Genomic DNA, 15142 nt, shown 5'->3' with positions numbered 1-15142 from the left:
GTAGCGTTGGCTTGCCTGTCGTCAAAAGCCGGTGTAAACAGCTAGCAACCAGTGCCAGATAACTGCTGCCGTTCATGGAGTTGGTGCGGCAGTATGGATTCGCGGTTTTAAAGGAGGTGGTTTATGCCGATGAGAGCGCACATCAAGCAACTACAACGGGTGTGTAGCCTTTGTACGGCCTTAGAATGGGTCACAAGCCGCCCCAATGTGGCCGCAAGGGATGCAGTTTTACAGTTGATAGGGAAGGAGGTGAGCAATGCATTCAGGGGGTGATCTATACGGTTGAATCAAAAGGGGGTTGCGGCGCCGAATCAGCCTGAGCTTAACGGCCTGTGCGGCGCCCTAGTCGCACAGGCAACTTGCCCTCCAAGGGTGTCAGCAATAGACTGTATGCATATACAGTATTCCGTGAGCCCACATGAACCTATCCCCACTCTACACCAGCGGCGTCAGCTGCGGCTTTCCCTCACCAGCAGATGACCACAAAGAGCAGCCCCTCAGCCTCGATGAGCACCTAATCACCAATCCCCCGGCCACTTTCATGGCCCGCGCCAATGGCGATTCAATGCAAGGGGTAGGCATCTTTGACCGCGACATCCTCATTGTCGATCGCTCCCTGACACCCGTGAGCGGTGATGTCGTTGTGGTCGCCCTGGATGGCCAACTCACCTGCAAGATTCTGGATCTTAAGCAAGGGAGACTGCTGTCTGCCAATGACAAGTATGCTGCTATCCCTATTTGGGAAGGACAGGAGCTGATTGTGGAGGGGGTGGTGAAGGCTTCTGTGCGCTACCACCGATCGCACTGAATGCTGGTACTGGTGGATTGCAACAGCTGTTACGCCAGCTGTGAACAGATATTTCGGCCCGACCTGCGCGGGCGTCCGGTAGTGGTACTTTCTAACAATGATGGCTTTGTGGTGGCGCGCTCCAAGGAGGCAAAGTTACTGGGCATCGGAGACCTCGAGCCCTTCTTTAAGGTGCTGCACCTGCTGCGTAAGCATCGGGTGGCGACCTTCTCCAGTAACTATTCCTTGTATGGCGATATCTCCCACCGGGTAATGACAACCTTGCGGGAGTTCGGCCCCAATGTGGAGGTCTACAGCATCGATGAGATGTTTTTGGACCTTCACGGGCTGCAGGAGGATTGGCAGGACTACGGCCGCAAGATCCGTAACACTCTCTGGCGTAACATCCGTATGCCTGTGGGAGTGGGTATTGCCCCCAGTAAAACCCTGGCCAAGCTCGCCAATCGCGCAGCCAAGAAAATCCCCAAGTGCGATGGCGTCTGTGCGTTGGATACGCCGGAAAAGTGGCAGTGGATGCAGCAACGCACCGCCGTCAATGATGTTTGGGGCATTGGCCGACGCCTCACCAGGCGCCTCGCGGATTTTGGCATTGAGACTGCCTATGACCTGGCGCAGGCCAACCCGAAAATCCTGCGCCGCCGTATCAACGTGAATATTGAGCGTACTATTGAAGAGCTAAACGGGATTCCCTGCCTGGGCCTGGAGGAAGAACCCCCGGCCAAGAAGCAGATCTATTGCACCCGCTCCTTTGGTGAAAAGCTCACAGACTTACAGCCGATACTACAGGTTGCCACCTTGTACGCGAGCCGGGCGGCGGAGAAACTGCGGGCTCAAAAATCGCTGGTAAAGTCGATCCATAGGGAAAACATACAATTGAAAAGAGCGCAGGATTTCATGGTGCCCTTTCTTATTCTCTTTGCAGTAGGAGTGGTACCACTGCAGAAATAGTTCCTCTAAAGAGTCGGCATTGAAAATCGCTTGCTTTTCCAGCTGCCTCACCACTCTGGGGTCATAACCTTGCTCCAGTTTCCCCTTAAGGCGCAGCCCTTCACCTCGAGCATTTTTGAGTGTCAATGATGGATAGGAGCCGAGATCAATGCGGGCCGCCTTCCTGTCGTAACGGTAGCGAAGCTGAAAAGTGATTTTCCCTTGCGGTGTGACCCGCACGCTAAGGCCATCGCGATCAGCCTTTTCAAATCGCTTTTCTATCTTCTTGCCAGTATTCGCTTTCAGCCAAGTGTCAGATAAAGCCATGACGTTGTCCTTGTGTACACATTTCTTGAGGCTAATAAAAAGACGTTTTGTGTACACGTCTATGTACACATTTTTTGAGGCTGGGATTAGTTTTGGTTGGCGGAGGCTGTCGCGGGTGTAAGGCTTAAAAGCAGGGTTTTATGCGGGCTTCATTGGTTTTTTGTCGTAGGTTGTCAGCCTGTGACTGCCGCTAATTTATAGGGCTGGGAAATGATAGCGAAGGTGCGGCGGCCGGCAAAGCCTGCCAGAGAGGAACTTTGACCCATACGTTAAAATTCGATCGCTAGATATTCGAAAAAATAGAGGCGCACTATACACGCGGGCACCGTTTCGAGGGTGGGGTATACTGCAGACTTAGACTTGTCAGTCTACCTGCTTGGCGAAAAGGGCCATGTCAATGGGCTCAATTGCCAGTGGGGCTGGCGGACTTGGGTAAATTGCTCAAATCCGTTTGGGTTTGGGAGTAACACTAAAGCACAATGATTTAGTGCATGGTTGGCAAAAGACTGTACTTTAGCGGTCGTATTCTCAGAAAACGAAGGGGGGGCTATGAGCGGGAAGCGTTTACAGGCATTACGGGAGGAGTTACAGCGGCAAGGGGTCGATGCTTTTCTGGTACCTCGTGCCGATGAATATCAGAATGAGAGTGTGCCTGCTGCGGATGAACGCTTGCCCTGGCTCACAGGCTTTACCGGTTCTGCAGGAATGGCAGCCGTTGGCAGTCGGGAGGCTGCATTGTTTGTCGATGGGCGCTATACCCTGCAGGCGCAGCAACAGCTGGGAGATCAGCCGATAGGGTTGATGAGCCTCGATAATACGGCCATGGTTCAGTGGGTATGTAGCCAACTGAGTGCCGGCCAGTTATTGGGGTACGATCCTCGCCTGCACACTGAACCGGGGTTGGCACTGATGAAAAGGCGGCTCGCCGAGCGAGATATCTTGCTGCAGCCTTTGGAACAAAATCCTATTGATGCTATCTGGAGCGACCGACCGGCGTCCCCTTGTGGGCCGGCCCGTCCACATCCGATTACCTTTACCGGTGAGCACTCGAGGGAGAAGCGAAAACGTATCGCGATGTCCCTCACCGAGCAGCGTGCTGATGCACTGTGGTTGCCAAACCCTGAGAGCTGTGCCTGGCTCTTTAATATCCGTGGAGAGGATATTCCTCACTTACCTGTAGTGTTGGCTAACGCGGTGCTTTATCGGGATGGCAGCGCGACGCTCTACTTGGGCAAAAATGCAGTGGGTGAAGCCCTGGTTGAACATCTGGATCAGGAGGTCACCCTGGTTGCGAATAAAGCAGAGCTGTTTGATGCCATCAAGCGTCGGCATGTCAATAAAATATGGGTAGATCCCCTCATCAGTAATTGCTGGACCCTGCAACAATTGCGGGCTCTTGATATTGAGTTGTTACTGGACGGGGATCCAGTGACGGGCACTAAGGCTTGCAAGAATCCGGTTGAACTGGCGGGTAGCCAGGCTGCTCATGAACGCGATGGTGCTGCTTTGTGCGAATTTCTGGCAGAAATACCTGATCGGGTTGGCGCTGGTGGCTTTGATGAACTGGCAGCCGTAAAGTTATTACGCAGCATGAGAGAGGCTCGTGAAGGTTTTCAGGGCAACAGTTTTGAGACCATTTCGGGCTATGCGTCCAATGGCGCGATTGTGCACTATCGGGTGAGTCCTGAGTCCAGTTTGCCGATGGAGCTGGGGGGGATTTATTTGTGTGACTCGGGAGGCCAGTATCCCGATGGCACTACTGATGTTACTCGTACTATCGCTCTGGGTGAGTTTCCCCCCTCTGCAAAAGAAAACTTCACCCGGGTTCTGAAAGGGCATATTGCGATTGCCACTTTGCGCTTTCCCCAGGGCACTTGTGGCGAGCAGATTGATGCGATTGCCCGGCGTGCACTGTGGGATGTAGGGCTGGATTATGCCCATGGTACTGGGCATGGAGTTGGTAGTTTCCTGAGTGTTCATGAGGGACCGCAGCGTATCGGTAAAGCAGTGACTGGAGTTGCTCTCTCGCCGGGTATGATTGTCTCCAATGAGCCGGGCTTTTATCTCACTGGTCAGTACGGTATTCGTATTGAAAATTTGGTATTTGTGAAAAAGAGTGAGAGCTACCCGGGCTTCCTGGAGTTTGAAGAGCTGACGCTGGCGCCGATTGATCGAAACTTGATTGATGTTGACCTGCTCTCTGAAAGAGAGAGGGATTGGTTGAACGCCTATCACCAACGGGTGAAGGAAGTCATAAAACCCCTGGTTAATGAAAAAACAGCGAATTGGTTGCAGGCTGCTACCGAGCCGTTGTGATACGCAGCTTCGGGGGCTTTGCCCCCAAAGCTATCCAGGCCTTACTGCAGTTCAAATTTATAGCCGGCACCGTAGACGGAGTGAATCAACTCTTTATCGGGCTTCAACGCGGTAATTTTTTTTCTAACCTTTTTAATATGGCTGTCGATAGTACGATCGCTGATTACGCGGTAGTCGGAATAGATGCGGTCCATAATTTGCTCACGTGAAAAAATCCTTCCCGGCTCACTGTATAGAAGGTCAAACAAGTGAAACTCCAATGCGGTGAGGTTGGCATCCTTACCCTCGAGACGCAGCTGCCCGGTATTTCTGTCCAGTTCAATACCGCTGTTGTCGGTGCTGTCTTTCTGTGGTCGGCGACGTAATACTGCTTTGACTCTGGCTACCAGTTCACGTGGGCTGTACGGCTTACAGACATAGTCGTCGGCTCCAGATTCAAGGCCGCGTAGGCGATCGGACTCTTCAACTCGCGCTGTCATCATAATGATGGGCACATCGTTGCCTTTCAGGCGAATCTCTTCGCAGATCTCTATGCCATTTCTTCCCGGTAACATCAGGTCCAGTAGAATCAAATCTGGGTGAATCGTGTCAATGGTTGGGATAACCTGAATGCCATCAGAAATAATTTCGGCCTGATAGTTTGCTGCTCGTAGATAATCCAGAAGTAAGTGCGCAAGTTCTGTTTCATCTTCGACAATTAATATTTTTGCGCTCATAGCTTACTACCATTTAATCCTTTGGCTGAGGGGTAAAAATATACTAATTTCGAGGCCGCCCAAAGTAGACGGAGTCGCTGAGATGCTGCCTTCATGTGCATTAACAATATTTTGACAAATCGACAGTCCCAATCCGGCCCCTCCCGTTTCTCGGCTCCGCGAGCTGTCAGCGCGATACAGACGCTCAAACAAGTGAGGGATGTCGCCGTTGGCAACACCCGGTGCGGAATCTTCCTGAGTGATTATTACGGTTCGAGCCTCGCAGCGCGCGGTTATTTTAAGCTGTCCACCACTGTCGGTATAGCGCAGGCTGTTGGTTAGCAAATTGCTGAATAACTGATTGAGCCGCGCTTCATCGGCGTAGACCAGTTTGTCTTCGGATAGATGGATATTGCTGCTCAAGAGAATATTTTTTTGCTCGAATGCAACTTGAAAATCCTCAATAACACTGCGAAGCGTTTTCACCAAAGGGATATCAGATTTGCAGTAACTTAAAGCGCCTGCATCTGAGAGAGATAGTTCATAGAGATCATCGATAAGGCGGCTCAGCTGCTGGATCTTGGTGTGCAGTATGCGTAGGTTCTCTGCCGATGCTGTCCTGACGCCATCCTGAATGGCTTCAATTTGCCCTTTAAGGACTGCTAGAGGGGTGCGCAACTCATGGGAGATATCAGCCATCCAGCGGTTGCGAGCATCTTCATTGGCTTCTAGCGTGGCGGCGAGCCGATTAAAGTCCGCGCTTAATTGGCCGAGTTCATCTTTTTGTTCGATATCGATACGAGTCTTGTATTCCCCTGAGGAAAGTTGATGGGTTGCCTCGGTAAGTTTGCGGATGGGCCGCACCAACTGCCAGGCCAACGGCAGGGCAATTGCCAGAGCAATAATAAATGTAGCTATGGAAATAAGCGCAAAAGTGTGCGACTGCTGCTGGATAAACCCTAGCTCCAAATCATTGGACAATACCTCTGGGGGGGTGATGCCCAAGTAGCCAACAGTTTCCCCATCCACAGTCAGTGGTTGCATTGTTATTTTACCCGATCGCGAAAAATGGCCGATCAGTATTTTCTTTTCTTTATTCAGCAGGCTGAGGCGTGCGGTAAAAGAGTTGCCCCTGGGGCCTGGCGGATGACGCGGGCCTCTCATACCGGGTGGTGGTGGTGGGGGAGGAGGGAGCATTTCATCGAAATGGCTGAATAGTAACCGTCTGTGCAGTCTCTGCCAGCGCATACTGTTACCTTCCAGGGACTGCCAGTTGCCGTCCTGCGCATAGATGTTTTGTAGTTCCTCCACCAGATCATCCGCTTTGCGCAGCTCTTGCGACTGGATATAGTTCATAAAACCATGGCTAAAGCTCCACTGGAAGAATACAAACATTCCGCCCACGGTAATTGCCGCCGTCAACAGGAATGCGAGACTGAGTTTGTAGCGGATATTTAACGACATAGCTTATTGCTTGGGCTCCATCAGCACTTCATTTACAGTGGGCGCAAAGGCGCATTTTCTGATGGTCAGTTTCAGGTGAGAGCTGTCCATGGGGCAAGCCTACACTCACTGTAAATGTCAGGGCAATCTTCAGTTTTGTGCAACTCATGGTGGCCGAGAGTTGCACAAGCCTGTTGAATGCCGAGGTTGATCAAGGTGGGGGCGGGTCTTTATCGGCGATCGACCAGAGGACCTTAGTACTCTGAGTACTCTGTTGTGTCCGAGGGTGATCGCCACAGCGGACTGCCGTTGCTGGTTAATCGCTGGAATTGCTAGTGTCTGTTATCTCTTTACCGCTCTCTATCGGAGATGTTGAGAAACGGTGCTGTACCAGATTTTTCTTGTCGAGTTGCACAAATAGGGTTGCCAAAATTCGTTTTCCACCGCGGCTCCAGGTGCTGTGATCGTGAGCATTAAGGGTAACCGTGATCTGGTTAAAACCGGGTTTTAATAATTTTCCGGGAATATGCAAATCCGGCCCATAAAGGCGCCGGATCTTTTCGCCATTGATATAGAGGTGTGCGTGTCCCTCCAGGAACTGCTCAGAGGAATCACAGGCGTAGCGGGGCGATTCCAGTTCGAAGCGATCATAGTCAATGTGAAGATTATAGCCGGAGAGGTCATCACGACTGATATCCAGCTCGACCCTGGGAGTGGCGACATGCAAAGGTATCTCTATCACGGGGTGTTGATCGCCATTGTGACCTGCGTGGGAATTTGGCTGAGCTGCTTGTGTCATTAACGAAGTTGCGACTGCCCAGATCAAAGACCCGGCGATAAGGTACCTGCAAATATTCATCTATCTCCCACTCCCAATTTTGGATATGAGTTAGCGGCCAATGGTGGTTGAGCATTGGCTGACGATGGTTTGATCATCCAGCTTTCCGAAAAAACGTGGTCCAAAAGTAAAGGGAAAAGCGGGAGTCAGCTGCCCACCACTGTCGACAGTGACGGTGAGGTGATAGTGGTACCCCCGGTCGTCGTCAGAGTGGCCGTTGTACTGGTCTAAATAGGCCCCGCCTTGTGAGGTCAGTGCTTCGTCCCAGTAATAGTCTTCATAGAAAAAACCGCTAGTAGTTTCGAATTCATTTCCAGACAACGAAGTGTAAGACCCGCTGGTGGTGGGTCCGGTATTAGAGGTTGTTGTCACGCCTTGGGAAACATCGTATTCATCCACAAGCAGACAACTGCGCTCGCCGGCGATGCCACAACCACTGTCGGATGATGAGTCATCATAATCGCGAGCTACCCAGCTACTTTCTGCGAGTACAGTTTCACTCTCCCAGGGGCCATAAATGGCATAACCGTCGGCGGTATAACCGTAAATAGGGGAGTGGCCATCGCCGATATCCCCGACAAGTTCTGCCAGACAATCACTATAGAAATGGTGGTGATAATCGCCATTTGCTGCGTGACCACCACAAATATCGACATCGTAGACTTCGGCGAGTGGTGCGAGAGTGTGCCATGTATTATTGACGGATTGGCCATCACCCCATTGATAAATTGAAGTGCCATTCACCCAATAACCCTGCACACCGAGCCCTGTTTCACAGGTTTCAGATGAGGGTTCAGGCTCAACCGGAATATAGCCAACATGAGAGACATTTTCTGGGCAGACAGGTCCGGGTGGCCAGAAACCATAGCCGGCTTCTGCACCACAGGAAGAATTACTCTGGTATCCAATATCCTCTCCAAAGCTGACAATATCGCCAACGCTGACATAGGGACTGCCGGTTAAAAAATCGCTGGATGCTTTTGGACGCTCTATCAGAGCGTCGAGAATATTCTGAGTAATTTCAATGGTGTAATAGGGGATTCCGGTTGCGGATACCACGGTATATTCTTTGCCATCGACGGTTTCAGATTCGACGCTTTGAACATTGACCAGTACTTGTTCATTGCTGTTACTTTCGTAAATATAGGGCGCTCTCTCATCGCCGCTATTGAGTATCCATACTCCGCTGTCAGTGCTTGAACTGGAATCATCACTGTTATCCGATGAATCGTCATCACCCCCGGAATCATCGCCTGAATCCGAACCATCACTGTCTTCTGTCGTGGTGTCCGAAGAGTCAGATGAGGAGCTGCTGCCCCCACCGCACCCTTGCAATATTCCAGAGATCATTAGCAGTGCGAATGCGTAGGGCAATATGGACTGGCCGTCCCGGTCAAAAATTTTCGTTATTCTCATAATACACCGTGGCTTTGGGAGGGGTTGAGCCTGAAACTAGCGTAGAAAAGTGGACAAAATGTGGATGATTATTAACCAGCTGTGCAGTGTTGCTGATTAGTTTTCACTTTCTTTTTATTTTGTGCGCGGAGTCAAAGGTATGTGTTGCACTGATGTATTTTGGTTGTGAAAAATAAACTCAACAAATGGTTTAGGAGGTGCAATCGACCCAGTGCCATTTATAGGTTTTGGCTCCGGGCCGAGTAGGGAATGTTAATTGTTGGTCGAGAGGGTTTCTCCCCTGCTGATACCCATACTGTTTGTGGAAGTGATTTTATTCCCTGGGGGGTGGCCCCGGCGGCATGCCTCCGCCGACTTCATCGGAGCAAACACTGACAACGGTCTGATCATCCAGCTCTCCGTAAAACCTTGGACCAAATGTGTAGGGGAAAGAGGGAATCAGTTGGCCTTCGCCATCTAGCACCACGGTCAGGTGGTAGTGGTAACCCCGCTCATTGTTGTTGTGGCCATTGTACTGGTCCAGGTTAGCGTCGCCCTGGCTGGTTAAGTCGGGGTTCCAATAGTAGTCCTGGTAAAAGAAACCGCTGGTAGTTTGAAATACGTTGCCGGACAGGGAAGTAAAGGTACCACTGGTACTGGGGCCCGCTTCGCCGATGCTCTCTGTGCCCTGTGATAAGTCGTATTCGTCAATCAGCACACAGGTGCGCTCACCGGCGGTACTGCACCTGCTGGTTGAGTTTGGGGCATCGTAGTCCCGGGTAACCCAGCTGCTTTGTGCGAGTACGCCATCGGCCTCCCAGGGGCCGTAAATTGGGAAGCCATCAGCGGTATACCCGTATATTGGAGAGTGGCTATCCCCGCTGTCGGCAACCAGTTCTGCGAGGCAATCGCTGTAAAAGTGGTGGTGATAATCGCCCCGAGCGGCATGTCCTCCACAGATATCGACATCGTACATTTCGGCCACGGGGGCGAGGGTGTGCCAGGTTCCGTTTAGCGATTGGCCATCGCTCCATTGATAAATGGAGGTGCCGTTGACCCAGTAGCCCTGCACTCCGAGCCCACTCTCACAGGCTTCAGTGGATACCTCGGGTACGGTTGGGAGGTAGCCATCGTGGGTGATGTTTTCAGGACAGACGGGCCCTGGGGGCCAGAAGCCGTAGCCAGCGCCCACGCTGCAGGAGCCTGGATTACTGCTGTAGCCAATGTCCTGACCAAAACTGACGATATCGCCAATTTGTACTAGGGGACTGCCACCGACAAAATCGGTGGCAGCTTTCGGTCGATTGATCAACCAGTGGTAGAGAGAGTCGGAGATTTCGGTTTTATAATCCGGAATGCCGGTAGCTGATATGTGTGTGTATTCTTTGCCGTCAACAGTCACAGTTTCGATACTTTGAACATTCACCAATACTTGTTCATTGCTATTGCTCTCATAAATATAGGGTGCGCGTTCATCGTCGGTATTCAGTATCCATGGACCGCTGTCCCCGTCGCTGTCGTCGTCAGGAGGGGACGGGTCCGAATCATCGTTGTTGCAGGCTGTGATTGGGGCGCAGACAAGAAGTATCGCCAGTGCGCTGCTAACTAGGGACCGGGATTGCGGGCTGTAAAAATCCAGGATCTTCATTGAGTCACCATCCATGTTTCACGGTAAGAAAAAGAGGCGGCCCTATGTTGCGGAGACTGCCCTTTGTCTGTTGAACTTTGGCGGCTTCAGAAATTATCGGTAAAAAGCGGAAGCAATGTGTACGTTGCGTTTTAAGGCAGTGAATTCATTGTTTTGCAGGGGAGGGGTTGCTGCTGAATGCGAGGGGTTTGTGCCGGGCCCTGAAGAACCCGACACAAGGTGTTTCTAATTGACAGATAGCTGGGGGCTGGGGGCCGCTTCAGCAGTGCGTTGGTGTGTGTCATGTCGCAGCCACCACCATGAAATCGCACCGAGAATAAGGTTAGCTGCAGCTGTGGCTATAAACAGGCCCGTCATGCCCCACATGCTGTTCCCGAGCCAGGCCAGGGGCAGGTAAACCCCCAGCACGCGCAAGAAGGAAATGACGGTTGCCGGAAGAGGCCTGCCGAGGCCGTTAAATGCTGCATTGGCGGACATAACGAAGCCGTATCCCGCATAACTGAAGGGTACCAGGGTGAGGTAGGCGACGGCGACGGCAAGAACCTCGGGAGAGTCACTGAATAGACTCACGAGGGGTTCCGCTACAAAATACAGGATGATCGCCAGCCCTGCGCCAAACACTAGGCAAAACCGCGCCAGTACGCTTACAGTTTCACGAAGACGGTCGATTTTTTCTCCTCCGGCATTTTGTCCCATAAAGGGACCGACAACGGCGGAGAGTGCATAAAAGACGATCAGTGCCAGGGGTTCTACCCGCAGTGCAACGCCGAGTCCAGCCACGGCATCGTCGCCGTGAACCGCAACCAGCGCAACGACCACACCTCCCGAAACAGGAATAATGACATTGGTCATTACTGCGGGCAGTCCCACTGCCAATACGCTACGCCAAGATTCCAATAAGCCTTTAAGATGCCACTGGGGCGCTGCCATCAGGCGTTCTTTGCGGATCACAAAATAAAGCGCGGCAATAAAACTTAAGGCTCGCACTGTCACTGTGGCGATTGCTGCACCTTGTAGTTCCAGTCGGGGGAAGCCGAAAAGCCCAAAAATCAAAATAGGGTCGAGTACCAGATTCAAGAGCGCTACCGCCACCATGATTCGACCGGTCACGGCGCTGTTACCAATTGCGCGGAGGGCTGCGAGCGCGACAGTTGGTACGATCACAAAGATGGTGCCGAGATACCAGGGGATCATGTAATCGGCGATCAGAGGTAGCATTTCTGGGCCGGCACCCAACAGCTTGAACAGCGGTTCCATGGTGGCGACCCCGATCACAGTGATTGCAATAGCAATCAATAACGCCAGGACGGAAGCATCGGTAACCAGGCGGCGCACACGTTGGATATCTCCGGCACCATAAACCCGCGCCACCGCAGAAGAAGTACCGGCGCCGAGACCAATTGCGAAGCTATTGATAGCCATCACTACTGGGAAAGAAAAACTCATTGCCGCTAATGGACCATTTCCCAGTTGGGAAACGAAATAGGTATCCACGATGTTAAACGACATGGCGGCGAGAATACCCCAGACCATGGGCAGCGCCAGTCTTTGCAAGTGACTGGACACGGAGCCTTCCAGCAGTGATGGGCTGCTTTTTGATTGGGACATGTAAATCTCTTTGTCAATCCAACGAGCGGGTTGGGAAGCCGGGAATCGCGCCGTGAGGAAGGGGCTCGACTGTTCGCGGGTTCAGGGCCTTATTGGCAAGGCGGGAATTTCGCTTGAGAGACTCATTCTACGACTGAGCGCCATTCAGAGCGAGACTCATGAGTACAGCATCCTCGCGACGACCATCCAGCGCGGGATAGTAATTCTTGCGCATCCCGTCCTCGGAGAAACCCAGTTTGCGGTAGAGGGAGCGCGCGGCAAGATTGGATACCCGCACCTCGAGTAAAAGCCGAGCGATCTCTGCCGGTAATGTTGCGATCAGATTCTCCAGCAGAGCTTCGGCCAGCCCTCGGCGGCGCCATGCTGGGGATACGGCAATATCCAGGATTTCTGCTTCGTCCAATAGTTTACTGGTAACACAGCAGGCGATGATGTTTTTGCTCTGCTCCATCACCCAGCAATAGTGGCCGGCGCTGAAGCTCTGTTGGTACTGGGATTCGCTCCAGGCGTGGTTGTGGGCATTTTCGGCCAGTAGCGCTAACGCCGCGCTGTCTTTAGCCGATGCCACGCGTAGACGCATATCAGTGCGATCCAATATTGTCACTCTGCACGAGTTTCAGCTGGGTAACGGCTGCGCAAAAGCTTCCAAAGGGGGCCTTTGTGCTCCGGTTCCTGTAACAACAGTGAGAGGCTCGGCATGGTGATGAGCTGCGCGCCATTCCACTCGCTGATTGTTTGAGTCAGGGCGATGGGGCTACAAAATTCCTGTGATTCTGAACCCATCAACCAGATAGATTTCACCGGAAGACGGGCGCAGGAGGCTTCGAGCCAACTGGAGAAGGTATCGCGAGCCTGGGAGGCATCCTCGGCGGGACCGAAACGGTTCTCGGTCAGGGGCCAGTGCAGACGCTCCTGCTGGCGGGGCAGCTGATGCCAGAAGAGGGCACGGATAATATTGTTGAACAGGGCTTCAAGGGGTAGGGCGGCGCCGGGCTCATGGCTGTCAATAACCAGTACTTCTGCGCCGATACGCCAGGTGTTCAAGACAAAGGGTTTTACCGCTTTCTGTGGTGACGCAATCGGCGCAGAGACCGTTGTGGGAGGGCGCTGCGTCTCTCCGGTTAAGGCGCTGATTTCTTTCAGCACCCGGACCGTAGTGTTCGCCCGCTGTGTTGGAGCAGTGGTGATCTGCTCTGCCGATTGCAGCAGAGGATTTGTTCTTAACCCCGCTGAGGATGGAAACGGGTCCGCCCCCGGAACCGCTATTGCTTCAGCGGGGGGCAGCTTTGCCTGCCGGGGGCTGGGTGCGAGCGGTAGGACAAATCGAGGCACATAACTAGAGATGCCCAGTACTGATAAATATTCTGCCCGCTGCAACTCGTTCACTTACACGCCCTGTTTCTTACTCTCACTAATGGCGAGCAAGTTTAACGCATCCAAGTAGGCTTGTGCGGAGGCAATCAGGATATCGGTATCTGCGCCAACACCGTTGACCAGTCGGCCGTCCTTTTCCAGGCGCACGGTTACCGAGCCTTGGGAATCGGTTCCCTGGGTTACCGCATTCACAGAATAGAGTTTTAGTTCTGCTCCGCTGCTGACCAATTGCTCGATGGCTTTAAAAGTGGCATCCACGGGTCCGCCACCATTGGCTGCGGTCTGGTGGGCCTCACCATCAATCATCAAGCTGACAAAGGCCTGGGGGGCGCATCCGATTTTGCTGCGAACGTCTAGGTCGCTCAGTTTGAAGCGCTCTATTGGGGATTCGCCGCCCGTCACTAATGAATGTAGGTCTTCATCAAAAATCTCGTGTTTCTTGTCGGCCAGATCTTTGAAGCGGGCGAATGCCTGCTGGAATTCCTCGGCACTGGAGAAATCTACACCGAGCTCGCCATAGCGGGCACGCACGGCGGCGCGGCCGGAGTGCTTGCCCAACACCAGGCGGTTTTGCCCCCAGCCCACGTCTTCAGCACGCATAATTTCGTAGGTTTCGCGGTGTTTGAGTACACCGTCCTGGTGAATGCCGGACTCGTGGGCAAAAGCGTTGGCGCCAACAATGGCTTTATTGGGTTGCACTGGGAAGCCGGTGATCGATGACACTATTCTGGAAGTGGGCACAATATGGCTGGTGTCGAGACCGGTTTCCACGGGATATAGGTCTTGGCGGGTTTGTACCGCCATGGCGATCTCTTCCAGCGAGGCGTTACCGGCCCGCTCACCCAAGCCATTAATGGTGCACTCTACTTGGCGAACGCCATTCATCACTGCAGAGAGTGAATTGGCTACGGCAAGCCCCAGGTCATTGTGGCAGTGAGTGGAGAAAATGGCCTTGTCTGAATTGGGCACATTTTCGATGGCCCGCCGGAACATGGCCCCATATTCTTCAGGTTCACCGTAGCCAACAGTATCTGGGATATTGATGGTGCCTGCGCCGGCTCGGATCACCGCTTCAATAATACGGTACATAAATTCAGGTTCGGAGCGGCTGCCATCCTCTAGGGAAAACTCCACGTCATCTGTGAAGCGACAAGCGGTTTGCACCGCTTTTACCGCCCGCTGTAGCACGTCCTCAGGCTCCATTTGCAGTTTGTACTTCATATGGATAGGGGAGGTGGCGATAAACGTGTGAATACGCGATGCATTGGCGTTTTTTAGGGCTTCACCGGCACGTTCAATATCGGCATTTACGGCTCTGGCCAAGCTGCAAACTCGCGAATCAGTCACTGTTTCAGCAACCGCTTTAACGGATTCAAAATCGCCGGGACTGGCAATAGCAAAACCAGCTTCAATGACATCCACACGCATTCTCTCAAGCATGCGGGCAATGCGAATCTTTTCCTCTCTTGTCATAGAGGCGCCAGGGCTCTGCTCGCCGTCACGCAGAGTGGTATCAAAAATGACTAACTTATCTTTTTTAGTGCTCATTTCCGTCTGTTCTCCTTATTTGCTTTGAGGCTAAACAGGGGGGCTTGCCGCTGTCTACGCATCGATCAAATAAAGTTTGGAATTCTGTTGGGGGTGGGGGGGAGAAAAATTATATGCCGCGCAGGGGCAGTCGTAGCGAGAAAGCTAGGGCGAGAACAGACGGGTTGTGGGCAAAAAATGGAGTCTTCATATACTGCAGTTTCCGCGTTAGTTCG

At 52.6% G+C, this 15142-nt stretch carries 12 protein-coding genes and 1 pseudogene; 3 read left to right on the top strand and 10 right to left on the bottom strand.

What is annotated here, in order from left to right; genetic code table 11:
- Nucleotides 1-418 precede the first annotated feature (418 nt).
- Both MO867_RS02800 and MO867_RS02795 read left to right on the top strand, forming a co-directional pair.
- Nucleotides 419-808: a LexA family protein gene (locus tag MO867_RS02800; RefSeq protein WP_252464427.1), complete on the top strand. Its 390-nt coding sequence runs from the start codon at nucleotides 419-421 to the stop codon at nucleotides 806-808.
- Nucleotides 809-1756: a Y-family DNA polymerase gene (locus MO867_RS02795; protein WP_252464426.1), complete on the top strand. Its 948-nt coding sequence runs from the start codon at nucleotides 809-811 to the stop codon at nucleotides 1754-1756. It abuts the gene before it with no gap.
- Between the two features lie 54 nt (nucleotides 1757-1810).
- On the opposite strand, the pseudogene MO867_RS23905 reads toward MO867_RS02795, so the two are convergent.
- Nucleotides 1811-2062: pseudogene (locus MO867_RS23905) on the bottom strand (Arm DNA-binding domain-containing protein); the annotation flags it as partial.
- Between the two features lie 549 nt (nucleotides 2063-2611).
- Here MO867_RS23905 and MO867_RS02790 point away from each other — a divergent pair.
- Nucleotides 2612-4378, top strand: coding sequence for an aminopeptidase P family protein (locus MO867_RS02790; protein WP_252464425.1), 1767 nt, complete (start codon nucleotides 2612-2614; stop codon nucleotides 4376-4378).
- Between the two features lie 41 nt (nucleotides 4379-4419).
- Here MO867_RS02790 and MO867_RS02785 read toward each other — a convergent pair whose 3' ends face one another.
- The 9 genes from MO867_RS02785 to MO867_RS02745 all read right to left on the bottom strand — a co-directional run bounded on the left by MO867_RS02785 (nucleotide 4420) and on the right by MO867_RS02745 (nucleotide 14927).
- Entirely contained in the window at nucleotides 4420-5094 is a 675-nt protein-coding gene (locus MO867_RS02785; protein ID WP_252464424.1) for a response regulator, read from the bottom strand.
- 6 nt (nucleotides 5095-5100) lie between these two features.
- Nucleotides 5101-6537 carry an ATP-binding protein gene (locus tag MO867_RS02780; protein ID WP_252464423.1) on the bottom strand — a complete coding sequence of 479 codons (1437 nt, stop codon included), beginning with the start codon at nucleotides 6535-6537 and terminating at the stop codon, nucleotides 5101-5103.
- Between the two features lie 295 nt (nucleotides 6538-6832).
- The gene (locus MO867_RS02775; protein ID WP_252464422.1) at nucleotides 6833-7375 is read right to left on the bottom strand and encodes a hypothetical protein; all 543 of its coding nucleotides are present in this window, start codon (nucleotides 7373-7375) and stop codon (nucleotides 6833-6835) included.
- Nucleotides 7376-7405: 30 nt separating this feature from the next.
- Nucleotides 7406-8770 (bottom strand): YHYH protein, encoded by a 1365-nt coding sequence (locus tag MO867_RS02770; RefSeq protein WP_252464421.1) that lies wholly within the window; start codon nucleotides 8768-8770, stop codon nucleotides 7406-7408.
- A 313-nt stretch (nucleotides 8771-9083) separates the two neighbouring features.
- Entirely contained in the window at nucleotides 9084-10397 is a 1314-nt protein-coding gene (locus tag MO867_RS02765; RefSeq protein WP_252464420.1) for a YHYH protein, read from the bottom strand.
- 225 nt (nucleotides 10398-10622) lie between these two features.
- Complete coding sequence (locus MO867_RS02760; RefSeq protein ID WP_252464419.1) at nucleotides 10623-12005, bottom strand: MATE family efflux transporter; 1383 nt, start codon at nucleotides 12003-12005, stop codon at nucleotides 10623-10625.
- 127 nt (nucleotides 12006-12132) lie between these two features.
- Nucleotides 12133-12600 carry a ribosomal protein S18-alanine N-acetyltransferase gene (gene rimI, locus MO867_RS02755; protein WP_252464418.1) on the bottom strand — a complete coding sequence of 156 codons (468 nt, stop codon included), beginning with the start codon at nucleotides 12598-12600 and terminating at the stop codon, nucleotides 12133-12135.
- A 5-nt stretch (nucleotides 12601-12605) separates the two neighbouring features.
- Complete coding sequence (locus MO867_RS02750; RefSeq protein ID WP_252464417.1) at nucleotides 12606-13391, bottom strand: hypothetical protein; 786 nt, start codon at nucleotides 13389-13391, stop codon at nucleotides 12606-12608.
- A complete protein-coding gene (locus MO867_RS02745; protein WP_252464416.1) occupies nucleotides 13392-14927 on the bottom strand; it encodes a 2-isopropylmalate synthase in 1536 nt (511 codons plus the stop codon).
- Nucleotides 14928-15142 lie beyond the last annotated feature (215 nt).

The organism is Microbulbifer okhotskensis (genome assembly GCF_023895975.1).
GTDB lineage: Bacteria > Pseudomonadota > Gammaproteobacteria > Pseudomonadales > Cellvibrionaceae > Microbulbifer > Microbulbifer okhotskensis.
Note: the sequence above shows the minus strand (reverse complement) of the source record. Positions and strands in the feature narration are given on the sequence as shown.